This window comes from Protofrankia sp. BMG5.30, assembly GCF_001983005.1.
Lineage (GTDB): Bacteria > Actinomycetota > Actinomycetes > Frankiales > Frankiaceae > Protofrankia > Protofrankia coriariae.
In genome coordinates this window covers 165938-189700 of the sequence record NZ_MOME01000016.1, presented here as the reverse complement: position 1 = coordinate 189700, position 23763 = coordinate 165938, and the positions used below count along the sequence as shown (strand labels likewise).

At 67.2% G+C, this 23763-nt stretch carries 18 protein-coding genes; 7 read left to right on the top strand and 11 right to left on the bottom strand.

Going from position 1 to position 23763, the window contains the following annotated elements:
• A partial coding sequence (locus BL254_RS29360) for a transposase (RefSeq protein WP_076843233.1) occupies positions 1-411 on the bottom strand: 411 nt, incomplete at its 3' end.
• Between the two features lie 75 nt (positions 412-486).
• Here BL254_RS29360 and BL254_RS10985 point away from each other — a divergent pair.
• Entirely contained in the window at positions 487-1173 is a 687-nt protein-coding gene (locus BL254_RS10985; protein WP_076843232.1) for a ThiF family adenylyltransferase, read from the top strand.
• Positions 1174-1716: 543 nt separating this feature from the next.
• A complete protein-coding gene (locus BL254_RS10980; protein WP_175648347.1) occupies positions 1717-5313 on the top strand; it encodes an NB-ARC domain-containing protein in 3597 nt (1198 codons plus the stop codon).
• 868 nt (positions 5314-6181) lie between these two features.
• Here BL254_RS10980 and BL254_RS10970 read toward each other — a convergent pair.
• From BL254_RS10970 to BL254_RS10935, 8 genes are all read right to left on the bottom strand, one after another.
• Complete coding sequence (locus tag BL254_RS10970) at positions 6182-6931, bottom strand: hypothetical protein (protein WP_254858002.1); 750 nt, start codon at positions 6929-6931, stop codon at positions 6182-6184.
• Positions 6932-7077: 146 nt separating this feature from the next.
• Complete coding sequence (locus BL254_RS10965; RefSeq protein ID WP_047223046.1) at positions 7078-8118, bottom strand: thiopeptide-type bacteriocin biosynthesis protein; 1041 nt, start codon at positions 8116-8118, stop codon at positions 7078-7080.
• Complete coding sequence (locus BL254_RS10960; protein ID WP_047222965.1) at positions 8100-9317, bottom strand: lanthionine synthetase C family protein; 1218 nt, start codon at positions 9315-9317, stop codon at positions 8100-8102. Before BL254_RS10960 ends, BL254_RS10965 begins: the two co-directional genes overlap by 19 nt.
• Positions 9314-12403 carry a lantibiotic dehydratase gene (locus BL254_RS10955; RefSeq protein ID WP_076843229.1) on the bottom strand — a complete coding sequence of 1030 codons (3090 nt, stop codon included), beginning with the start codon at positions 12401-12403 and terminating at the stop codon, positions 9314-9316. The genes BL254_RS10960 and BL254_RS10955 overlap by 4 nt, the downstream gene beginning before the upstream one ends.
• 24 nt (positions 12404-12427) lie before the next feature.
• Positions 12428-12598, bottom strand: a complete 171-nt coding sequence (locus BL254_RS10950; protein ID WP_076825254.1) for an FxLD family lanthipeptide — start codon at positions 12596-12598, stop codon at positions 12428-12430.
• Positions 12599-12646: 48 nt separating this feature from the next.
• The gene (gene fxlM / locus BL254_RS10945) at positions 12647-13891 is read right to left on the bottom strand and encodes a methyltransferase, FxLD system (protein ID WP_076843228.1); all 1245 of its coding nucleotides are present in this window, start codon (positions 13889-13891) and stop codon (positions 12647-12649) included.
• Positions 13892-13928: 37 nt separating this feature from the next.
• Positions 13929-15137 carry a methyltransferase, FxLD system gene (gene fxlM, locus BL254_RS10940; protein ID WP_047222963.1) on the bottom strand — a complete coding sequence of 403 codons (1209 nt, stop codon included), beginning with the start codon at positions 15135-15137 and terminating at the stop codon, positions 13929-13931.
• The gene (locus BL254_RS10935) at positions 15137-15367 is read right to left on the bottom strand and encodes a DUF397 domain-containing protein (RefSeq protein ID WP_235433486.1); all 231 of its coding nucleotides are present in this window, start codon (positions 15365-15367) and stop codon (positions 15137-15139) included. The genes fxlM (BL254_RS10940) and BL254_RS10935 overlap by 1 nt, the downstream gene beginning before the upstream one ends.
• Before the next feature lie 283 nt (positions 15368-15650).
• On the opposite strand from BL254_RS10935, the gene BL254_RS10930 reads away from it, so the two are divergent.
• The 4 genes from BL254_RS10930 (at position 15651) to BL254_RS10915 (ending at position 20438) form a co-directional block, all read left to right on the top strand.
• Positions 15651-16943, top strand: coding sequence for a hypothetical protein (locus BL254_RS10930; protein WP_047223044.1), 1293 nt, complete (start codon positions 15651-15653; stop codon positions 16941-16943).
• A 2-nt stretch (positions 16944-16945) separates the two neighbouring features.
• Positions 16946-17518 carry a GNAT family N-acetyltransferase gene (locus tag BL254_RS10925; protein WP_047222961.1) on the top strand — a complete coding sequence of 191 codons (573 nt, stop codon included), beginning with the start codon at positions 16946-16948 and terminating at the stop codon, positions 17516-17518.
• Positions 17519-17690: 172 nt separating this feature from the next.
• The gene (locus BL254_RS10920) at positions 17691-18689 is read left to right on the top strand and encodes a phosphotransferase family protein (RefSeq protein ID WP_052914574.1); all 999 of its coding nucleotides are present in this window, start codon (positions 17691-17693) and stop codon (positions 18687-18689) included.
• Positions 18690-19583: 894 nt separating this feature from the next.
• Complete coding sequence (locus tag BL254_RS10915) at positions 19584-20438, top strand: replication-relaxation family protein (RefSeq protein WP_076843227.1); 855 nt, start codon at positions 19584-19586, stop codon at positions 20436-20438.
• 56 nt (positions 20439-20494) lie between these two features.
• Here the strand turns inward: BL254_RS10915 and BL254_RS10910 are convergent, their stop codons facing one another.
• Together BL254_RS10910 and BL254_RS10905 are read right to left on the bottom strand one after the other, a co-directional pair.
• Positions 20495-20773 (bottom strand): hypothetical protein, encoded by a 279-nt coding sequence (locus BL254_RS10910; RefSeq protein ID WP_235433485.1) that lies wholly within the window; start codon positions 20771-20773, stop codon positions 20495-20497.
• 65 nt (positions 20774-20838) lie between these two features.
• The gene (locus BL254_RS10905) at positions 20839-21414 is read right to left on the bottom strand and encodes a MarR family transcriptional regulator (RefSeq protein ID WP_157180468.1); all 576 of its coding nucleotides are present in this window, start codon (positions 21412-21414) and stop codon (positions 20839-20841) included.
• A 592-nt stretch (positions 21415-22006) separates the two neighbouring features.
• Between BL254_RS10905 and BL254_RS10900 the strand changes: the two genes are divergently transcribed.
• Entirely contained in the window at positions 22007-23749 is a 1743-nt protein-coding gene (locus BL254_RS10900) for a recombinase family protein (protein WP_076843226.1), read from the top strand.
• Positions 23750-23763 lie beyond the last annotated feature (14 nt).

The following is a 23763-nucleotide window of genomic DNA, read 5'->3' as shown; positions in this document are numbered from 1 at the left end:
GTCCGCGCTCTCGGAGATCTGTTCCAAGAGCGCGCGCGCTTTTCCCATGATGTCCAGTGCGGTCTCCGTGGTCACGAGACGTGCCTTTAGCCGCTCGTTCTCCCGCCGCAGCTTCTCCACCTCGATCTGCTCCGCCGATTTCCCCGGCTTCTTCTCCGCAGGACCGCGGGCCGCAACGCCCGATCCCCCGAGAGCACCCGCATCACGGGCACGGGTCCACTCCACCACATGCGACGAGAACAATCCCTCCCGGCGCAGGATCGCACCTTTCTCCCCGTGCGGGGCGTTCTCGTACTCGGCGACGATCCGCAGCTTGTACGCCGTGCTGAACACCCGCCGCGACGGACGCGGCGCCGGGTCACGCGGTGAGGACCGGCCAGGACGCTCCTGGGACTCTGACTCCACGAACACGAGGATCTCCGATCACGCCCTCTGTAGCCAACCCGCACCCAGCGGATGTCTCACCCGAGACTGACACAGAGGGGTTTGGGGTCCTGGATCGCGGAGTTCACCGCCCGCGCGGGCGCCAGACGCCTCGTCCTCTGCGACCCTGGCACCGTCACCGGAGGACTCCTGGTCCRTCAGGACTTCACCGAGGACGACATCGGCGAAGCGAAAGTAGAGGCACTGCGAAAGCGCCTCGCCGCCATCCGCGACGACATCGAACTCGAGGCGTATGTCGGGCTCATCCCAGACAACTTCGCCACGCTCCTCGCGGAGGCTGACCTCGTCATCGACGCCACCATCTCTCGCGCCATCGGTCAACTGCTCGACGACCTGGCTCCAGCGACGGTGCGCCCACTGCTCGCCCAGGTCGCAACAGACGCGGGAACCAGCACTCTCGGACTGCTCACCGTCAGCGACCCTGYTACTCCTGCTGGGCCTTACACAATCGACCAGCAGGCCGGCAGACGAGTCATCGCCAACGGCGCACTGGAGCCTTTCCACACCTTCTGGAAAGACRTGTCCGCTCAGGACGAACTCATTCCGACCCGGGGCTGCTCGGTACCCACCTTCCACGGCTCCGCTGCCGACATCGCTGCCGTCGCCGCCAGCCTCACCTCCCTGCTCGGCAGCCACCTCGCAAGCACCGAACCGGTATCCGGCACCCACCTGATCGGACTGCCGCATTCACCCGCAGGACCCTTCCGCCGCTTCATCCCGGCGGTCTGACGCTGCTGACCGCGATCATGGGAGCCGAGCCGCCCGGCCCAGCGCACGTATCGGCCAGAGCATTAGCGGCCGGACACCTCAAACCACCCGCCAGACCGTGGTGCCCTCAGACGACTGTCGACAAACGCGTCTCGCGGGGAGCGTTCTGCGGTTGGCGACGCCCGATCCAACCGAAGCGGGTAGAGCCCCGACGGTCGCAACGCCGTGACGAGGTCGTAGCCTGGCGCTTTCGCTTTGACAGGCACAGCTTGATCAGCATTGTCAACCTGGAGGGGGTGATGACGGTCGTGGTCTTCAAGAGACAGCGGACACCTAGCTATCTCTTGAGTATCCCGCCTGCGGCGGCTGTGTCCCCGCCCGGGAGGCGGCCACGAGTGACCAGTGGGTCGGTGGTCACAGAACCGCGCGGCGGCCACCTGTGACGTCCTGAACGCAGCTGCTCCAGCAGCCTGGTCACGGACGAATCGTGGATCGGCAGATGCATGTCGGTGGATGGTTGTACCGTTCGGGAAGGCAGGCGCATGTCCGACGGGGAGCGAGACGATGGCACGACTGGACGGAGGCCGGGCAGCAGCTCGGGGCTTTCAATACCAGTATTTGCGAACGTTGGAAGCCATCTTGGTTGCTTCCGAGAAGCCGAGACATCACGCCTGTCGCGTAGAGGGACCGGTTGACCCGACGTCCCTCGGTGGGCAGGATGCAGTTGATTTTGATCTAGTTGATGATCTAGGAAAATGTTTGGTAGCCGCACAAGTCAAGAGTGCGACGCCGGGGCGTCGGCTCGGTGCTCCCGAAGCACTCTCCATTTTGGTGAAACTGGCGACAGCAACCGAATCTGAACGGTACAAGCTTATCACGCAGGCGGTTCCGGACGATACTTGTCAGGCATTCGCAAAAAGCCTCCGCGACTGCGAAGGAAACCCTGCCACTTTGCACTACAGACTCACCGGCTTGTTCGCCCGAGCGCCCAGATCGCTCGACCGAGTTACCTCGTTGTCTCCGATGCATCTGGCGCGCTTGAGCCGTTCAACCATAGAATTCGATCACCGCGAAATAGACGAGATTCGTGAGGATCTTCATTTCGCGATAAAATCCATTCGATTGAACTCTCAAGTTGGCTTGGGTAAACATTCGGGTGGATTGGTTTTGGGCTACTTGGTGTCCGAGACTCTCCGCCGGGCGGCCGATCCGAGCGCCTCCAGATGGACCTTATCCGAGTTTCGCGCAGACGTTTCTGTTGAGGAAGATATTCTCGGTGAGGCACTCGGGCGACGGGACTGGGGCGTAGTCGCCGGGCCGGTTCCTCCGATCCCCGATATTMCTCGCGACGAGCTCCTCGAGCGGATCAGTCAAAACTTCTCCTCGCCCGGAGTTCGGGAGAATTCACCTTCAGTCTGCGTGTTGACAGGCCTATCAGGAATCGGAAAGTCGAGCCTGGCTGCGGCCTTCACTGCATCGTTTGCGTACAGATACGATCTAGTGTTCTGGGTAGATGCTTCATCGGAAGACTCTCTAGTTGCATCCTATCTCCGTCTTTGGCGATTTCTCGCTGATTCCACGGATGATCGAGGAGATCAGATAGAAATTAGTCTCCTTCGCGAGCGGGTTCATGTGATCTTGCAGCAACTTCCGGGTCGATGGATGATAGTATTCGACGACGCCGCGCCGGATAGTGTTCGCTCCTGGCTACCTAGGTTCGGGCGAGGTCACATACTCATCACTTCAGTGAGACGCAATGGGTGGAACGATTTTCAAGGCCGGTTCGAAGTGGAACCGATGTCTCACGACGAGGCGCTAGGATTGTTGGCGCGGCGAATCCGAATTTCTGCCGGAGAGGTCGAACGCCACGCAGAAGCGCTTGCTGATCTGGTGCAGGTATTGGGCTATTGGCCGCTTGCCATTGAATTGGCAAGCGGCTACATCGTTAGCTGCGGGATTGATCTAGAGCGGATCGGGGACTATCGTGAGATGGTTCTGAGTCGTGCTATGGACGACGCATCTTCGCTACCCTTGGGTTACCCTCGTACGCTCGTCTCGGCTGTTCAAGTCGGACTTGAGCGCCTTGTTCGCACGGCCGAGCGGCAAACTGGGGTTCCGCTACGCCCCCTGGATCTACTGGGGCATATGTGCTTTGTCGGCCCGTCTCGGATCCCGATACACCTCGCGATCGTAGCTACATTTATTCCACCCGAAGGCGTACCGGGTGGACCCGWTACCGCCATGGTTATGGATGAGGCCGACGGTGTTGTGCACGAAAACATCAGATTGCTTTTAGACATCTCGTTTATTCGCCGCTCTGAACCGCTCATCTCAACTGTTGATGATTATGTAGGAACCGATGCGACCGTGTCGATGAACTCGGTTTTKCAAGATATTCTTCGGCGTGAAATCGAGAAATATGGGGTCGCATCGACCTATATATCAAGAATGGCTTGTCATGTTGATCGATGGCTGAGTGTCGGCATGGAGGTCGGTCGTTCGGAATGGACTTGGGACGTCGCGCAGCATGCAATTTCACTGGCGGTCCATATTAGAAGACTTTCCATCAAGAGTAATATCTCGGCCCTGCTCATCGGAAATATTGCCGCGTTCCATGAGAGTCAGGGTAGGGCGGCCGAGGCCGCCGAACTGCTGGAACTTGAGCTTGCCTGGCTAGCCAAGATTGAGAACCCGAACGAGTTGCTTGCCATTCAAAGTAGAATTATTCTTGCCAAAATATATCAACATGGCGATATTGATGTACCTGATGGGCGCGTGTCCGAGCTCCTTACTGAAGATCTCTACAACTATATTGATACCATGTCCCAGCAGGAGCCGGACGCTGCCGTTTACCTTGCGACGAATGCGTTCTTTGTTCTGCAATCTCAGGTCCGCCGGGATCCGGGCGATATGCGTCTGCAGTCGCTACACGGTCGCTTCCTTGATCTGATTCAGAAGCTGCCTTCTACCCCAGTTACTGAGCTCATGAATGATCTTTCGTCAGTAGGGTTTCACTTGGAAGCCGGCCGTCTTGCGGAAGCGGAGAGTTCCTCTCGGAGGATCCTTGCAGACGGCGATGGATCGCACGCCAGGCCTATTGTTGAAGCCCGCCGTCTTCTGATCGAGTCATTGGTGATGCAGGGTAGATGGAGCGAAGCCTCCGATGAGTTCGATCTTTTTTCCGCATACATGGGACGTCAATCGCTACACCAGTTTTCGGTCCAGTATCTTGTGCACAACGTCGGTTCGATGAGCGCCCTTCAGTGGGTCATTTTGGGGGATCAAGCGGCTGGCGATTTTCTCTGCCTTCTTCTCGATCGCTGCGGGTTGGATGGTTTCCGAGATACTCTAACGTCTCAAGATCAATCAAGGATTGCGCTGATTGAGGTCGTTGCCGCGGCGGTGCGCGGGGATTCGAGTGAGTTCATCAAAAAGGCGAAGTCATTGAGCACTGTTTCCTTCGCTGAAAATGAAGATGATGCGATGCCCTGGGAACTGCTTCTGAGAGCGCTGCCAGCGCGGCTCTTCCATATCTTTGGTCGAAGCTATAATGATCAACTACAGGCGCGCGGAGAAGAACTCCTCGAGTTGGCCGACGAGGGTACGTTGCGTGAGATAGAGAAGGTGCTGCGGAACGTCAAGGTGGATGCTTTTTCCGTGCTTGGCTCCCATCCGGCGCTAGCGCATGTAGGGCTAACGACAACTCGCATCCTTCTTGAAAGTCGAATGTTTAGTGATCTCACTATTCCGGTGCTTTTCCTCCAGCCGCACCGGCAAATTGTTGTGTCGGGTGTGACCCGCGAGCAAATAGTCGAATTACAGATTCAACGGATCTGCAACTCGGGATTCCGGCGAGTTTATGGAGATCACCTAAGTGTTCCCGAGGTTGCCGGCGCCGTAGTCCGTGCAGTCAATCGGACGCTGGAACTTGTTGATGCTGGCGGTGCCGTTCGCGCCATCGCAACGAATTTCTCTACTGCGGAATGGCTTGATTCGGTCCGCCATCATCGTCGTGCTCTTGTCTTCTACGGCTTCGGATTTCGACTCGAYGCACCGAAGGCGAGGGATGCGATTTTTGCTTCCCCGGAGTCGTGGTCTGAGGCTCTCACTGGAGCAGCGCGACTGGGCCTGATAGCTGCGGGCTTAGTGGAGTGGAGATAGAATGAATGGATCTCCGAGTTCAGGGTGATGAACCTGCCCCGGAACTCCTATTCCGCGCAACCTAGTTACCCGGCAGTTGGGCTGGCGATGGCCTAATTCAATTGTGCGTATGYGTGGCAAGTGGGGCGCGCCTGCCAGAAATAAGACCGCGCAACTTCGTTTCTKATTGATCTCGAATCATGGCGATCTGACTGTCGGCGCTCTGCCTGTTGTTGCGTATGCAATCTCTGTCGGATCACCGTAAGATCATGCGCAGGTTGCCTCTGGGTGCCTTCGGCTGGATGGGGAACGGGACGGCCGAGAAGGTGGGCGGCGCGGGCTCGTAGTGGCCCGGCATGGTCGAGGTCGACGCTGTCGAGTTGTTCGGCGATGACGACCAGTTGGGCGTAATGGCCACTTTCAGTGGTGGGCGCGTGGGTGAAGTGGACTCGGACTTGTGCGGCGACCTTCGGTATGAGCAGGCTGTGGCAGTGGAGGGTGGCGGCGTCGTAGCCGGTGGGTGCCAGGCTCGCGGCGGCTGTCCGGAGAGCAGTCACGGGGCAGGTGGAGCAGGGCCGTAGAGATCTGACGGTGATCTGACAGAAGTTGCATGCGCAACAACAGTCAGATCACCGTCAGATCATCTTCTGGCCGATGTGGGATCCTCCGCTGAATAGCGAGACTTGCCTGCAGGTCTCCGCCGGGTGCGGGACAGCTTCACCTCCCGGCACAGTGGCGATGAGATTTCTTGTGGGCCAGTTCTGGCGAGCCCTGGGGGGCCAGAGCTGTCCACCACCGCACGCAGGCATTGGGGGCAGATGCTCGGCCCCAGGGCAGGCCCGGAACACTACCCAGTGGAGCTGTTCCCGAGCATGGCCGTTGCAGCGGGTCATGTCTGTCCTGGCCTCGTGACGGTGCCTTCTCTCGGGCGGGGTATGGCGCGGCGGAGAAGATATGTGGCGCGGATGCGCAGCAGCCCCGCGTGATCGATACCGGTGCCGGAGCGGACGGTGTCGAGTAGCTCGGCGATGACGGCCAGTTCGGCGTACCKGCCGCTCTCGGTGGAGAGTACGTCTGCGAAGCGCGCCTGAACCTGTGCGGCGAGCGATGGCATGAGCAGGCTGTGGCAATAGAGGGTGGCGGCGTCGTAGCCGGCGGGTGCCAGGCCCCAGCCYTCCCAATCGAGCACGCGGAGGGTGGGGCCGCAGAGGTTGGCCCAGTGCAGGTCTCCGTGCGCGGTTACCCACGGTGYGGGCGCCGTGGTGGTGATCGGTTCGCCGAGCATCCTGGGCATGACGTCGTCGAGGTAGGACTGCTCGATGGTGCGCCGGTCGGTGGAGACCGTGGCGAGGATGYGCAGGGAGTGGCGCAGTGCCTGGAACCATTGCCTGTTCGGTGAGTCGGTGAGCCGCCGCGGCACGGTGATGACGGCGAGAGGTCGGACGTGGACGCGGTCGTACAGCTCGGCGCGGTAGTCCCAGCTGTCGTGGTGATGGTCGTGGATCCCGCGTAGCGCTGGGCGTGGAATGGATGCTGGCAGCGCCTGCTGTGCGGTGCGTCCGCCGTCCCAGAACGTGGTGATCTGCTGTCCGGCCTCGGTGGCGGCGATCCGCAGCCAGCCTGGGCTGTCGGGGGTCATTACCGGTCGGCCGAGAGTTCGTCCGGCGAAGCCCCACGCTTCCTCAGCCTGGGTCCGGTCGACTGTGACCCGGAGGGCGGCGCTGGCGCGTTCGTGCGCTGCGCGCATGCGGGTGACGGTGTCTGCGTCGTTCGGCGGCGGCCACATCAGCGTGCCTGCGGCGTTAGCGCTTCGGGGAGTGCGGGAGCGCGGAGGATGGTCTCGCGCGCTGTGGCGGCGAGTATGCCCTGGGTCTCGGCATTCAGGCCGAGGCGGTTCCAGTGGAAGATCACATGGTGGGCGAGGACGTCGCGTAGCCCACGGCGCAGGGTCCCGGCGTATGCGGCCTTCCCAAGGGCCCGACCGGCATTGTGAAAGGCGCTGGCCCAGATCCTTAGGTTGGCCAGCGGTCGGTCCGCGCCGAACAGGTCGCCTGCCGGGTCGGTGTCGGCGGTCAGCAGCCTGCGCAGAGCGGTGGCCAGCCGTTGAACCTCGGCGGCGGTGGGTGATGTTGCTGGTGGAGGGCGTAGGCGGCTGACGCGGTCGAAGACGTCGCCGCGTTCGTACCAGTCCAGGCCCGCGGTGCGCAGGAGCGTGACGATCAACAGCATCGACAGTTCGCGGCGGCCGAGAGCCGGCGGGGTCCTGCTGGTGATCTCGCTGTGGATGCGGTCGAGGATGTGGCCGGTGTCGGCGGTGAACAGCCGGTGCGCGACGTCGGTGCCGACCTCGCCGCCGAGGGCGTATTCCTCCGGCTCGTAGATCCCTTCCGTCCAGGTGTGGATCGTGCCGGCTGCGGTCAGGTCGTCGAAGGCGGAGCGGAGGGTGGCACGGAGCTCCGCAACAGATTGGCCGCTGGCTGGGGAAAGCCGTATCCGCCAGTCGGGCGACTTGCGGACGAACCACCAGGAGTCGACAGCGCCGGTGGCCTGGGTGTGGCGCAGGACAGGTGCCAGGTGGGTGGCTGCGACGGTCTCTGTGTCCGCTGGGTCGGGAAACGCGACGCGCACCTGGAACCAGGCGGCGCCTTGGACTGCGAGCGCGGCGCGACCTGCCGCCTGGTAGGTGGCGACTGCTGCGGCAAGCTGGTCGGCATGCAGGGAGGCATGGGCTGCCGCAGTGGATAGCGGGATGCCGGCCAGCACCGCGAGTACGGCCTGTTCGGTGCCGGCGGCCCGGCTGGGGACGGTCAATGGATCAGCAGGCATCTGTCCCATCCGGTGGCCGGTGTGCCGGTGGCGACGCTGTGGAGGACGAGGGCGATGCCGGCCTCTCCTTCGAGGAGTCCAGCAGCCCGCCCGCTGGTTGAAGGGGCGGAGAGCAGGAGGGAGGCGGCGAGTGTCGGYAGGTGGCGGCTGAGGGTGTCGGTGGTGGCGTCGGCGGCGGCGCGGGCGACGGTTTGATAGAGCCCAGCCCATCCGTGGCACAGTCCGGCTTCGGTGAGGTGGGCGAGCCGGGCGGAGTCGGCGATGCAGGTGGCGAGCGCTTGTTCGGCGAAGTTCTGGCGGGTGGTGTCACCGGTGGCGAGGCCGGCGAGTTGGAGGGCGCGGGCGATCCCAGGGGTGCCGTAGCACCAGCTCGGACGGCCGGGGCCAGGCTGGGTCGGTCTTGCGGCCCGCTGGTCGGCACGGTTGATCCACTGGGGCCAGAAAGGGCCGTTGGGGGTGTCTTGGCGCCATCGGTCATAGAAGGTGCACAGCGCGTTGATCGCGTCGGTCTGACTGTCGACTCGTATCCCAGCGCGGGCGGCGAGCGCGAGCAGGGCCAGCGGGCCGGCGGCGCCGTGTGCCATGCCGAGGTTGGCGTGCCCACCGGCGAATTCTGGCGCGTTGCCCTGGGACGGGTCGTGGCTACACCACCAGCCGGGCAGTCCTTCTCCGTCGAGGTTGATGGGGGTGGTGAGGCGGACGAGGTAGGTGAGGATGCGGCCGAGGGCGTCGTCGCCAGGGGCGTGGGCGAGAAGGTGGGCGCCTATGCCGGTCAGCCCGCTTATGACGTCGTACTCGGTGAACCGGACCGGTTCACCTCGGCCGATGCGGGCGTTGGCGGCGTCAACGCGGCGGTGGGCGATGGTGGCGACGGCCTGGTCGAGCGCGGTGCGCGCTGTGGTGTAGCGGCGGGTCTGCCCGGCGGCGGTGTGGAGGGCGAACGCGACCGCCGGGGCGCCGCCGTAGAGCGAGCTGTTCATCGACACGCTGACGCGGCCGGCGGTGGCTGCGGTCAGCCACGGCTGGACGGACTCCCAGTGCTTGGCGCTGGCGTGCGCTCGTTCGGCGTGGAGGAGGGCGATGCCGGCTGCTCCGTCGGCGAGCGACTGCGCGGTCTGCCCGAGTTCGCCACGGGCCGGGATGGTGAGGCGGGTGGCGAGGCTGGTTGCGGTGGCGGCGGCCTGATTGCGGTCGATCATGGGGCGGTCGCTTCGGTGGTTGCGAGGGCCCGTGCGGCTGTGGCTCGGGCGAGGGCGATGCAGGTCTGTTCGGCTGTGGGGTTCAGGCCGAGGGTTCGGACGGCGTGCAGGTGCAGCAGCGAGGCCAAGGCCTGGTCAGGCGGGCGCTGCGCGGCGAGGGCATTCCGGTAGGCGGCCAGTGTTGCTGCCCGTGTCTGCCAGGCGGACAACACGGTGTCGGCCCCGGGCACGGCCCGCAGATGGGCGAAGCCATCTGCGGGGTTGGCCAGGTGCAGTGCGGTGGTGCGTTCCGTCCGTGGGACGCGGGCGGGCTCGTGGGGCAGCACGTCACGAAGCCACCGCATGCCCGTGGAAGTTGCGCCGGTGAAGGCGATGGCCATGTCGACCAGGCCGGCGACGGTGAGCGCTTCGACGGGCAGGCGGGCGCTGGCGGCGAGGCGGCGGGTGGYGAGGGCGGCGGCGGAGTCGGTGGAGAACACGGCTTCGGCTGCGGTCATCGCCGGGCCGTAGCCGTAGCGGCCGGTTTCCGGTTGGTAGGTGTCGAGGTGGAGGTGGGACAGCAGTCCGGCCTCGCGCTGTGCCGCCGCCCAGGTTCCCAGCCGTGTGGCCGCCGGCCCGTAGCCGCCACGTTCGGTGATGGCGAGGCGTAGCCGCAGGTGGGGCTCGGTGTCGCGGTAGGGCAGGAACCACCACGCGGGCGGGTCGGGCCACGCGTCCATGAGGTCGTGGAAGCGGGTGAGGAGATCGGTGGCCCGGTCGGGGTGGCCGTAGAGCCGGGCCGACAGCCACGGCGACACACCGGGTAGCTGGGCATCCGACCGAGCAGCGGGCACGGTTGCCGCGAGGCGCTCCGGTGCCGGCCCCGGCAGGGGTGCGGCGGTGCTGGCCAGCGGGATGACCAGTTCGTGGGCGTGGCCGTCGAGCCAGCCGAAGGCGCCCGGGGCGGCGTCCTCGTCGAGTCGAGCGGAGCCGTGGCGGTGCAGGTGATCGCGTAGCAGGGCGAGGTGGGTGTCGACGTGCAGGTCGAGGCGCAATCGGTTGTCGGTCTCGACGAGCTGGACCCGCGTGGGCACTGGGATCGCGCCGCCCCAGCTGGCCAGTGCCTCGAGCCATTCCTTCGCCGGCTCGGCGCGGCCGGGCAGGTCGGCGGCTGTGAGGTTCCAGCGGGCCGGGGCGAGCACGGTGCGCCGATGAACGAGCCGGGGCAGGAACGGCAGCCCACCGGCAGCGCCCCAGGAGAACGGGATGGAGACGGCGACGCGGGCGGTGGGTAGCTCGCACAGGAACCGTGTCAGCGGGTGGGTGTGGTACCGGAACTCCACCGCATGCGCGGCGAACGGCTCGACGAGGCGCCGGTCGGGCAGCGACACCAGATAGAGCCCTTCAGCGTCGGCCCCGACAGCCAGGTCGGCCGGGCGCAGTACGCCTGGGCCGGCGTCGTGATACTCGGCGAGCGTGATCACCGTGTCGGTGAGCCGTGGCGATCGGGCCACGCCGATGGTGGCTGCGGGAAGCGGCGGACAGGACACCTGCGCGGCTGTCGCGCCGGCCCGCATGGTGGGCAGGGCGGCGTAGGTGTCGCGGAACCGGTCGAAGGATGCGGAGTCGAGCAGGTGCAGGAAACGGCTGGTGGTGGTCGCGGCGGCGCGTCCGCCGCCGGTGACCCGCAGGGTGAACGCGCCGCGCGACAGTGCTGTCAGGTCGTGGGCGTGGACTTCGGCGATGAGTTCGGCATGTGGCGGAACCCGAGCCGGTGCGGTGTCGCCGGCCAGAACAGTGATGTCGGTGCCCTCGAGGCGTACCTCGAGCGCGCCGTCCAGGGCCGCTCGCTGCGCGAGTGCGGCCAGGCGCTGGTCGCGGGCGGCGCTCCCGCCGGGGCGGTGGGTGCGTGTGGAGCCGCGGAAGGTGGCGGGTAGGCCGAGGCCGGTGTCAGGGTTGACGGCTTCCAGCAACGGGACGAGGGCGGCGGGACCGTAGCGTTCCAGGAAGGCTTCGTGCCAGTCCGCCCACCCCGAGGGGACGGCGGTCGGCGGCGTGAGCCGGGCGAGCGCCCGAGCGCCGGCCCCTGCCTCCTCGGCGACAGCCGCCGGCAGGACCACGTCCGCGTTCAACACGAGGCCTACGTCGAGATCCGGGTCAGCGCTGGGAACAACGCGCCGTTGAAGCGCCTCTGCCTGCGAGCGCAGCGCGCGACGGTGCGAGGCGGAGCTCGAGTTGTCGTGGTGGGCGAGCAGGTCTTGCAGGTCGCCGATCACGTTGAGACGGCCGGCGCGTGGGGGCAGATCGTCAATCCGGGCCGCGGCCAACTGGTCGGCGACTTCACTGAGTGGATCGGTGATGGTTGTCGCCGGGCGTAGGGGCGTGTGCAGGAACCGGCGGCGGACCAACTCGATCACCATGGTCTCGATCTGGCCGATAGCGGAGGCGGGTGCGTCGGCGGCGAGGCGAGCGACCAGCTCGGGGACGGGCAGCGAGCTGGCCGTCTGGCGCAATGTGGCTTCCACAGCCCGGGTGCGGCGCACCGACACCTCGACCACCGTCTCCTCCCCGGCATCGTCGCCGGGCCGGACAACAGGGCCGATGAACAACCGGTCGCCCCGGGCGACCGGCAGCCCGTCCGCGGCGACCCGAAGCCGCCGCAGCAGCGTGTCGAATGCTTCCAGGTCGTCGGCGAGCGCGGCGAGCCAGCCGCCGCCCGGCCGGGCGTGAACCCGATGGTCGTCGCCGAGCCGAACATGGGCCCGCGCGCCGAAACCCGCGGGCCCGACCCCGGCGAACAGGCCGAACGGGGTGGCACGCCCGGTCATCCGCAACACGTACCGGGCTGTCGCCGTGACAGCCCGCCGGACCGCCCGCCGATCGTGGCACTGCCGGTCGAAGACCGACACGACCCGCGCCGCCAACGACGGGCTGGCGAGCGTCATCGCGTCGGCGAACACGGGCCGCGCCCAGATGTCCCGCAGCCAATCCGTCCAGCCGGCTACGGCGCCGTCGGTGTTGTCGTCGAGGGCTGGCCATGGCGGCAGGTCGACATCGGCGGGGACCACCGCCATCCGTAGCAGCGGAACGTCAAGGCTGCGGTACATCGCGCACCTCTCAGCGGCGGAGGATCAGTTCTGCTTGCAGCTGGTGCAGGCCGAAGAGCAGGTCTTGCCGCAGTTGTCGCTGGTGGATCGCAGCAGTTCGGGGATGACGGGGCCGCCGTCGACGATCTCGACGTCCAGGTCGTAGTCGCCGGCGAGGGGGAGCGGAGCCGGGGCGGTTGAGTGGGCAGGAGTCATGGCGATGCCTTTCCTTCGGAAGGGGTGGTGAACGCGTCGCTGTGCTGGTCAGGACCAGCTCAGGACGACGATGCGGTGGCGCTTGGCGATCACCCGGCCGGGCGGAAGCGCCTCTGCCGGAGTTGTGGCCGGCCAGGCGCTGATCGTGGCCGGCGACGCGTCGCGGTGGGTTCGGTGCCAGGCCTGGACCTGTGTGACGACCAGGTCGGCGAGGCGGGCGGCGTGGGGACCGTGGGCGTAGGCGCCGAACTCGTAGGTGTCGTCGCCGTCCTCGACCTTTCGCAGGGTGAGGTAGGCGAAGCTGTCCGCTTCCACGGCGGTGGGCGTGCCGATCGGGGAGACGGGGTCGACGAGGTCTCGCGCGGTCTGGGAGCGGGCGCGGGAGAGCAGGCCGTAGTTGTCGAGGGTGCTGGCAAGCCACAGCAGCAACCCGTCGAACGGCTCCATCCCGCCGAACCGCACCCCCGACCACGCCTCGACCCGCGGGGTGAGCAGCGCGGCCCGCAGGGCGGCGGCGTCGAGTTCGGGAGCCTGCTCGTCGAACCGCAGGCCCACGTCGGCATCGTGAAGCGGGACGAGGCGTTCGGGATGGGCGCCGTCGCCGCGCACGGGCACGAAGCCGGCCATCTGGTGGTCGAGACTGACCAGAACGCCGTCGCGGGGGGTGAGCGCGACCGTCCGGCTCAGCCCCCGCATCCGCAGGGGGACGACGATCCGGCCGTCCGGGGCGAGTTGATCGGTCCAGGCGGGTGGGATGTCCCAGGCGCCCGCGGTGACGATGATCCGGTCGTAGGGCGCCTGCTCGGGGACGCCGTGCTCGGCGTCGGCCAGCACGACGTGGACCTGGTCGTAGCCTGCCGCCGCGAGGCAGTGGTGGGCTCGTTCGGTGACGTCGGCGTCGATGTCTATGGTGGTCACCGCGCCGGTCGGGCCGACGAGTTCCGCGATCAGGGCGGCGTTGTAGCCCCCGGAGCCGACTTCGAGGACCCGCATGCCGGGGGTGATCCCGGCCTGTTCGAGCATCGTGGCCTGCAGCCAGGGAGCGGAGACCGAGCTGACGGTCATGCCGTGCTGGTCCTGCTTGGTCCGCACGATGTCGTCGGCGTAGGCGTCCTGGAGCGACGCCTCGGGAGCGAACAGGTGCCGCGGCACCGCGCGGAACGCGGATTCGACCTCCTTCGTTTTGATCGAGCCCGCCGCGACGAGGTCATCCACGAGGCGGGCCCGCAGATCCTCAGCGTGTGCTTTCTCGTCGGCTTCGGGCGGTTGTTGATGCCCATGCGCGTCGCTCAACACCGTTCTCCTCTCGTGATCGTCGGATGGTTGGGTTTCAGTCCCAGGTGATCAGGAGCTGGGCTGATGGTTTCGTGAGGAGCCGACCGGGCGGCGCCGAGGCGCGGCCGGCATCGGTGGGGTAGACGCGGATGGTGGGGTCCGGGCTACCGCGCCGCTCGGCGTCCCACACGCGGATGTCGTGGGTGAGCAGGTCCGCGAGCCGGTACCGGTCGGGGCCGTACGCGACAACCCCGATCTCCTCGCCGGTCCCGCCCGTCGGGGTGAAGGTCAGGAAGGCGAGGCTGTCGTCCGACCAGCAGGCAGACACCTCGGCCGGACTCGTGGGCGCAGGCAGTTCGGCTCCGGCGGAGGCGTCGGTGCCGTGGAGCCGGCCGTAGGTGGGCTGCACAGTGGCCAGCCACAGGTCCAGGCCCGGCAGGTCATCCGCGGAGGGGGAGAGGGTCACCCCGGTGGAGTGGGTGTGGCTCGCCCCGCTGATCGCGTCGCGAAGCGCATCGGGATCAGCCTCCTGACCGTCGTCGACGTCAAGGCGGATCCCGTCGGCCAGGCGGATCATCCGGGGCAAGGAGGCACGAGCGCCGGCACCCTGGAGACGGACGAAGCCGTACGGCCGCATCGAGTCCGAGGTCAGAACCTCGCCGTCCCAGGTGAACCCGACGGTGCGCAGCAGGCCCCGTAGCTGCAGCGGGATGACGATGCGTCCGCCGGGGACGAGCTGGGCGGTCCAGGCCCGCGGGATGTCGGGTGCGTCGACGGTGACGACGATCCGGTCGTAGGGGGCGCGGAGCGGGAACCCGAAGTACCCGTCGTTGATCAGTGCCGTGACGTCGGTGTAGCCGGCTTTGCCCAGGCAGGCGTGGGTGCGGTGGACTACGGACTGGTCGATGTCGATGGTGGTGACGTGGCCGGTAGGCCCGGCCAGCTCAGCCAGCAGCGCCGCGGTGTAGCCGCCAGAGCCGATCTCCAGGATCCGCTGGCCGGGTTCGACCCGGAGCTGCTCGAGCGTCGCCGCGACGGTGGAGGGCCGCGACACCGCGCTGAGCGGTGCTCCGTAGACATCCCATTTCGTGACGACGACGTCGTCCTTGTAGGCCTCCTCGGTGGAGGCGTCGGGCAGGAACAGGTCCCGGGGCACGGCCCGCAACGCGGCCACGACCGGGGCGGAGACGGGCTCCTTCGCCAGTACCAGGTCGACCATGGCCGTGTGCAGCAGCGCGATCGACGCCTGCGCCGAGGCGGGCATCACGCCACCTCGCCGAGCAGGTCGTCGTACTCGCCGCGCTTGACCGCGCGGACGAAGTCCCCGAACGCGCCGGGGGTGGTCCGCACCGACGGCCCCAGACTCGACCTGATCAACACGCGGTGATCGTCGAGGGCGACTTCGACGGCATCGTGCACCGTCGGGTCGAGCGTGGACGGGCGCCGCCATCGTGGGACGGCCGGGACAGGCATGCCGGTGGGCGCAACAGACACGGGTTCCTCGAAACGATGCGATCGGTGTGGACGGGTGGAGCCCGCCGAACCCAGGCCGCACGACTCGGCCCAGGCCCGGCGGGAGCAGAAGCAGCGACACGGCACGACCCGGGGTTCATCCGCCCTGAGCTGGTGGAACGGACGGGATCGGATCGGCGTGTTCACCGCGCGCAGCACCCATGACACACTGCGCCCAAACGGAGCAACAGAACGCAACGGCTCGTTGCGTGCATGCAACAGCTCGTTGCATCCACCTGCGAAGGCGTCGACGGGGAGGCCGAAGGTGCAAGCTGGTCAGCGAAACGACGCACTCGCCAACCTGGCCGATCTGCTGCGGACACTGCGTGATCAGCATCGGACCAACAACAGCCGGCTCGAAGCCCGCACCGGCTTCAAGCGCCAGCAGATCTCCCGCGCTGTCAACGGCCAGGAGATCCCGTCCGCGGACCTCGCGGACGCGCTGGACACGGCGTTGGCCGCAGGGGGAGCCATCCGGCGATTGCGGGACGAGGCTGTCAGGGAGAAGCGGGCCCGGGATCTGGGGCTCGACCCGAGCAGGCAGGAGGAACCCGTGGACGCCAACCGCCGGCAGGCGTTCGAACTCGCCGCCGCGAGCCTCGTCGCCGCCCAGATGTACCGGGAGTGGACCTCGTCCGCACCCGACGTGCTGACTCTCGACGAGATCGACGACGCGATCAACGCGCACACTGTCGCGTTCACCGTCGAACCGCACCAGCGGCTCGCGCCGAAGGTGTGGAAGACGTGGAAGTCGGCGCACCACCATCTGATGAACGGCAGCGGCCGGGCCCGCCCGCAGACCCGCCTCACCGTCGCCGCCGGCTACGCCTCCTACATGCTGTCGCGGCTGTCGTTCAACCTCGGGGACACCCTGGCCTCCCGCCGGTTCATCCGCCTCGCCGAGGACCACGCCAGCCAGACCGACGACGTCGTGCTCACCGCCTCGGTCGGGGAGATGGTGACGACGCTGGCGTTCTACGGCCGCCGCTACCAGGAAGCCGCCGTCTCGGCACGGAAGACCGCCGTCGTGGCGGACAACCCGTACACCCGCGCCCGGATCGCCAGCTACGAAGCACGAGCCCTCGGCGCGCTCGGCGACGCCGAGGGCACCCGCGCGGCGCTGAACCGGATGCGCACGTCGGTCACGGACCTGCCGCTGCAGCCCGGGATCAGCCCGTTCGGCCCAGCCGCCGCCGAGATGATGTACGCCGGAGTCCTGACCCGGATCGGCGGTGGTGTCGAGGCGGAGCCGATCGCCCGCGCCGCGCTCGCCGCCTACGAAGGCGGGCAGGCGGGCGGCTTCGAGGACTACGGCCACGCGCTGCTCGCGGTCGCGGCAAGCCTCACCGCCCGTGAACAGCCCGAGATCGACGAAGCCGCGACCATGGCCGGGAAGGTCGTCGACATGCTCGACACCCGGCCCACCGCCTCGGTCTCCGACCGGGTCGCAGAGATCGCCATAGCGTTCACCGGCCACCCCACCGTCGAACCCGTCCGTGACTTCTGGGACCGCTGGCAGGCACGCCCCCGCCTCGAACTGACCACGGGCCAGGCGTGACCATGACCCTCCACTACGGAACCCCGACCGTCGTCACCATCCCCACCGTGCTCACCGAACGGCTGGTGCTGCGCGGCTGGAAGGCCGCCGACCTGGACCCCTACGCGGCGATGAACGCGGACCCGGAGACGATGCGCTACCTGGACGGCACGTTCGACCGGGCCGGCACCGAGCGGCTGGTCACCCATCTGATCGGCATGTGGGCGATCCGCGGGCACGGCATGTGGGCGGTCGAGGACCGGGCCAGCGGGGAGTTCCTCGGCCGCGCCGGCACCTACTTCGCGCAGGGCTGGCCGGGTGTCGAGGTCGCGGTATCAATCCGCCGCGACCGCTGGGGCCAGGGCCTGGGCACCGAAGCGATCACGGCGGCGCTCGACTTCGGGTTCGCCCACCTCGACGTCGAAGAGCTGATCACCGCCACACACCAGGAGAACGCGGGCATGAACACGATCGCCCACAAGCTCGGGATGACCTTCCGCGAGATCGCCGACGTCGGTCCATGGAAGGCGAACAACGTCCACGCGATCAGCCGGGCCGCCTGGACCGCCAACCGACCCGGTGAGACCGAAAGCTAGTCGTTCCGTATCCAGACCTCGTCGCAGTCGACGCACAGGGCGCGGTAAGCCGCGTCAAAGCCCTCCTCATCACCTCGGCGCCACTCCGTCAGCGGCTCGCAGATCTGAATGGTTGACACCGTGCCCACTGCCGGATTGGGCAGGCACACAAGGGAGGGAGGTAGCGGAGACGATGGCTGAGGCTCCCGGAAAGGACGGCCCGCCGGTTGCCGACCGGCCGCTGAGCCGCACTGGTGGGCGCAGAATCCTGTGGCAGGACCTGCCACCCGAGGTTCGCCGCGGTATCGAGTCACGTGTGGGCGCGCCGGTGATCAGCGCCAGGAGTCAGCCTGGAGGGTTCTCCGAAGGGCTCGCGTCACTGYTGGCTCTGGCGGACGGTCGTCGGGTCTTCGTGAAGGCAGCCAGCCGTGTGGGAGCGTCCGCGGTTGCCGAGTTCCACCTCCGCGAAATCGCGATCACTGCCTGTCTGCCAGCAGCGGCCCCGGTGCCTCGGCTCCTGGGCTCCTACGACGACGGCGTATGGGTCGCAGGCATCTACGCCGAGATCGAGGGCTGCCTTCCCGGCCGGCCGTGGCGGCACGGCGAGCTGAGTCGCGTCCTCGACGCCCTGACGGCGCTGAGCACCGACCTCACCCCCGCGCCGGTCGCCCCGGCCCTCCTGGCTGCGCCGCGCCTCGGCGGGTGGCGAGCGCTGACACAGAGCGCCGGGGCCATGACACGCCTTGCCGCGATCACGACCTGGGCCGCTGACCGCATCGACGACCTGGCCGCGTTGGAGGCGGATATCGACCGGGACCTGGCAGGCCGGACGCTCCTGCACGGCGACCTGTATGGGTTCAACATCCTCCTGGGCGCCGACGGTGTGTCCGTCGTCGACTGGCCGCATGCCTGGATCGGCGCTCCCTTCTGCGATGTGGTGACGCTGCTGTCGAGCGCGTCGGTCGACGGCATCGACCCCGAGCCCTACGCCCGCGACCATCCGCTCACCAGGGACGTCGACCCCCGTCGCGTGGATGTCCTGTTGGCCGCGCACTCCGGTTTTCTCCTTCGCCTGGTCACGACGGCGAGCCCATCGGTCGACCCCAGCCTGATCGAGATGGCTTCCGCCCTCGGCGTGGCCTGCCTGCGATGGCTACAGGAACGCGGCCTTGGTTCGAAGGCCCGCCGCTAGCACGGGCTGTCGCGGTCGTCGCGGGTTGGACGCGGCGGCCCCGTTCAGGTCATGGCTATGGCGATCGCGGCATGGCCCCGCCGCCGACCCTCGCTGCGGATGTTCGTTTGCGTGAGCAGAAGTAAGCATTCGCCAGTTAAATCATTTATGTCCGATAGGTGCTTTATGTCGATCGGAGGGGGTTGCGGGTCATTGACCTGCGGGAACGGCGCCGGTGGGTGACGTTTCCCTGGCTTTCGGGGTCTCTCGTGGGGGTGAAATGAGGGGCGTGGGTGGGCTTGTCCAGTGCCGGCGGATGGAGCTACGGTCGTATCCGCCCCCTTGACCGCCGGATACCGACCCGCTAGCGGGCGGCCGGTTCGGTGGGAGACGGGGTGGTGGTAGCAGCGAAGCGCTGGGACTCGTTGCCGTCGGCGGTCCACCGGACTGGTGACGGAGCRAGAAGCCCGGCGGGTGTCGCTGTGAGTCGGGTGGCCTGCGAGCCGCTCCCGGGAGCTGTTTCCCGGGAGCGGGGGACGCGGGTCCGCAGCCGGGTGCCACATGCGTGGCGTCGTGCCGGAAAGGAGGGATGACAGAGATGGCGACCATTCTCCGTCCACGAACCTTCCTGAAGGTCACCTTCTAGCCAAGCACGCCGGTCGGCCAGCGCACCGCCGCGACCCCTACGACGGGTCCGCGTGGCGGTCCGGTTGGGTGACCGTGTCTGGGCCGGCTGGCCGACCGCCTTATGAGACGGCGGGCCAGCCGGATAGCCGGCGTGTGCGTTGACGCAGGTCAGCGCGGCTGGGTGGGTTCGCGGACGGATCCAGACTCGACTGTCCTGGAGCAGGTATTCCCACGACTTCGACTCGCGGGCGGGGCCGGCCGGTAGGTCCGCTGGCGCTCCTGCAGGGTTTGACCGACAGAGATCTCTACCTACTGGATGTGCTGGCAGCGCATCGTGTCCTGACCGCGGAGCAGGTGGCCGCGTTGCTGTATCCCTCGGTGGATCGGGCGCAGCGCCGGCTGCTGGCGTTGACGCGCCGAGGGGCGTTGGAGCGGTTCCGAGCGCGGGTGTATCCCGGGTCGCAGGCGTGGCGATACACGCTGAGCTATCCGGCGGTGCAGCTCATCGCCGCGAGGAGGGCGGAACAGCCGGCGTCTCGGTCGGCGCACAACACCGCGGTGCTCCGCTTGGCGCGGAGCGGAACCCTCGAACACCAGCTGGGTGTGAACGGATTCTTCACCAGCCTTGCTCGAGACGCGGCTGCCCGCCCCTTGACCCGATTGGCCAACTGGTACTCGGAGTCCACCGTGGCAACCGCGCTCCAGTGGGATTATGGAATCAAGGAAACGATCCGTCCGGATGGGTACGGCCGGTGGATCGAGAGCCCACGTGTGACGACGTTCTTCATCGAGTACGACCGGGGTACCGAGTCGCTGGAACGGCTGGGCGGCAAGATCACTGCCTACGCGACCCACCTACCGGGCATGACCGTGCTGTATCACCTGCATTCCGCGCTTCGGGAGACGCACTTCCACCACAAGCTCATCGGGGCTGGCCGGGAGGGGGTCGCGACCACGACGGCTGAGCTTCTCGCCGCCTCGGGAGAAGGAGTGAGCGGCCCTGTCTGGTTGCCCGCTGGGCCGGGCACTCGGCGTCGCCTACGGCTGAGCGAACTGCCAGGCAGCGGATTTGCTCTGCAGGCCAACGAGTGGGGTGCTGGTACCGCCCCGATCCCAGCGCCGCACCTTCCAGAGGTCGCGTGAGCCCCGTCCACAGGGAGAGGCGGCGGCCGGCTCTCCCGCCGGCCGCCAGTGTGCTCTCACCTCGGCGCGACGGCTGTTCCCGAGGACGGGCTTTGCTGGTCAACGGCGCGGTGCAGCGCCGCCGCCAGCGCCCGGCCTTCCGTCGGGGTCAGATAGCAGGCGCCGATATCGCCGAGGGTGTTGTGCAGACGCAGCAGAATCACCGGCCCGGTTGCGGTGCCGCCCTCGGGGCGGATCAGGATCTCTGTCCCGTCGAGGTAGCCGGTGAGGATGCTGCTGCCCGCTCCGTAGTCCACCAGCCTCGACACGCGGTCCTGCCCCTGCGGCTGGTTCACGACCGGGTCCGGCTCCCGGTCGTGACCTGGCGGGAACGGGCCGGCGGGCCGCTGGCGGCCTCGCCTCATCGGAGGCGGACCCGGCGGGGACGGCCGGTCCCGTCCTGTTCGGCGACGCCGGTCGCGATCAGCAGATCGAACACGTTCGTCACCGCCCCTGCGGAACGGCCGACCACGCGAGCGATCTCCCCGGCCGACCAGGCCCGGGTCCGGTCCCGGCCCAGGCAGGCCACCACCAGCTCCCGCAGCCCACCCGGCGCCAGCCGGCTACCGGTCGACGTCACCCGGCCCTGTGTCCTCCACACCGACGCGCCGTCGACCTCGGCCCTGCTGCCCGGGGACGGCACCTTCGCCCCCGGGCTGGACGGCACAGGCGGCGGTGCCGTGTCAGCCGAACCCGGCTTGCCGGTGTGGCTCCACTGGTCCGGATCCCGGCCGGCACCATGCCGCCGGCCGGGAACGCGCACGGCACGACCGCCGGCCTCCAGCACGGTCAACGAACGACTCACCGTCGTGCGCGCCAGCCCCGTCTTCTCCACCAGCTCCGCCACCGTCACCGAACCCTCCGCGGCGGCAAGCGCCCCTGCCACCAGGCGCGAGGTAGCGGACCTGTACCCGTCGTCGTTCGAGGAAACCGACACCAGAAACCCTCCGCATATTTCCGAACGGCGACCCGACATGTGCCGGGCCGCCAGCAGGAGAACTCCAAACCGCCGCCCTTGCAAGCAAAAACCAAAAGAAAACCCGGATGCCCACGTTCTGGGCATCGGAAGTTGAGAAGAGTCTCGACGGAGATCTCCGGTGTCGGAGCGCGACGTCGCGCAGGAAAAGTCCGTAGTGCCTAGGCAGAGGAGAACAGGGCTATCGCGTCAACCGGTGACACGACCCCGCCAGACCCGAGCGCAACCCGGCCCGTAGTCGGACGCCGCCCGGCCACCCACCGGCCGAAGAAACCTGTCAGGCGGAGAAGCCCAGCCCTCCCATCTATCGACGTAGTCGTCGCAGCGCCGCACTTCATTTCCCTGACGGTTGAGGTACGCGCCGCCGCGGTCAGCGCCCTCACGGACCTCCTTCGCGCACATCGAAGCAGGCAACAGGAAGAGCCGCCAAATAATGTCGAATGACGGTCGTCCCGCCGTTGAATGCGAGCGATAATAAACAGCGATAACCCGGTTTTCACCATTATCGGTGTTTCGCTGACCTGTCGATCGTTCATTCCCGAGGAGCTCTGACGTGACGTCCAGCCATCGAAAAGGCCGCATCCACCAGCCCGACCGCACGACCAAACGGGTAGCGATCTACCTGCGCATCTCCACCGACGAGAAGAACCAGCCGTTCTCCCTGGAAGCGCAGGAGACCAAGCTCCTGGCGTTCATCACCAGCCAGGACGGCTGGGAACTGGCCAGCAAGTACGTCGACCAGGCGTCCGGCGCCACCACCGACCGCCCCCAGCTCCAACGCGCCCTCACCGCGGCACGCGCCGGGAAGTTCGACATCCTGCTCGTCTACCGCCTCGACCGCCTCACCCGCTCTCTACGCGGCCTGACCGAACTCCTCGAAACCCTCGACAAGGCCGGAGTCGCGTTCCGCTCCGCCACTGAACCCTTCGATACAGGCAACGCCACCGGGCGAATGATTATCCAGATTCTCGGCGTCATCRCCGAGTTCGAACGAGCTCTCATCATCGACCGTGTCATCAACGGCATGGAAGTCAAAGCCAGCCTCGGGCAATGGCAAGGAGGATCCCGCCCCTACGGCTACCAGATCGACCCCAACACCGATCACCTGATGGTGGACCCCGTCGAAGCCCCCATCGTCCGCCGTATCTTCACCGAGTATGTCAACGACCGCCTCGGCAGCCAGGCCATCGCTCGCAAACTCACCAGCGACGGCCTGCGCACCAAAACCGGCCTTCCCTGGTCTCCCGCCGCGATCCTCACCATCCTGCGCAACCGCGTTTACCTCGGTTACATCAGCTTCCGTGATGTCGAGCACGCCGCACCACACCCCACCATCATCGACCCCGACCTCTTCGGTCAAGCCCAGAAGATCCTGACGGAACGCGCCAAATCCACCGCCACCAAACGCGCCGCGTCCGGGTCCGACTACCTGCTCACCGGAAAGATCCGCTGCGCCCACTGCGGCAGGCACTACATCGGCACCGCCGCCCGCGGAAACCTCTACCGATACCGCTACTACAGCTGCTGGACCCGCAACCGCTACGGCACCAGCATCTGCCCCGCCGAGCGCCTGCCCGCCGAACAGGTCGACACCGCCATCCTCAACGCCATGATCGAAACCTACGCCGGCAGCGGACTGGTCACCGAAGCCGCCGCCGCGCTCGCCGGCCGCATCGCGGACACCCGCGCTGCCCACCGCGACGAACTCGCCACCGTCGACAGCGAGATCAGCAAGGCCGAGACCGCTATCGACCGCTACTTCAACGCCTTCGAAGCCGGCACCATGACCRACGCCCTCGCGGGTGGCCGCATCGAGAAGCTCACCATCAAGATCAAGGAACTGCAGGGCCGCCGGGCTGAACTCGTCGATCRCCTCGCCGACGACGCCACCCAGCCCGTCCCACCCACCGCCGCCGACCTGACCCGCCTGTCCACCCAGATCGCCGACGCCATCCACGACGGCGCGCCGGCCACACTGCGCCGGCTCACCGAGGCCCTCGTGGCTGAGATCACCGTGACCAGCCGCGCCCACATCCAGCCCACGTTCCGCATCCCCACCCAGCCAGCCGCACCCACGGGCGGCAGCGACAGCGGGCAGGACGGAACGCAACCGTCCAGCGACGGTACGGAGGTTCGCGCAATACACGGATCGGTGCGCCCGGCAGGAATCGAACCTGCGACCTGGTGCTTAGAAGGCACGGATTGCACTCAGTGTCACAAACCCTCGCCCAGCTCGGACGGTCCAGCACAGTCCGCCATCGTCCGCCTACGTACGCACCCGTTGCTACAGGCGTAGCTACACCTTGAAGC

What these genes read in the sequence shown, in the direction of transcription:
- BL254_RS10965 (WP_047223046.1), bottom strand. Translation starts at nt 8,118, where the DNA reads ATGCCTGCTGATCCATTGACCGTCCCCAGCCGGGCCGCCGGCACCGAA.
- fxlM (WP_047222963.1), bottom strand. Translation starts at nt 15,137, where the DNA reads ATGCCCGCCTCGGCGCAGGCGTCGATCGCGCTGCTGCACACGGCCATG.
- BL254_RS10950 (WP_076825254.1), bottom strand. Translation starts at nt 12,598, where the DNA reads ATGACTCCTGCCCACTCAACCGCCCCGGCTCCGCTCCCCCTCGCCGGC.
- BL254_RS10925 (WP_047222961.1), top strand. Translation starts at nt 16,946, where the DNA reads ATGACCCTCCACTACGGAACCCCGACCGTCGTCACCATCCCCACCGTG.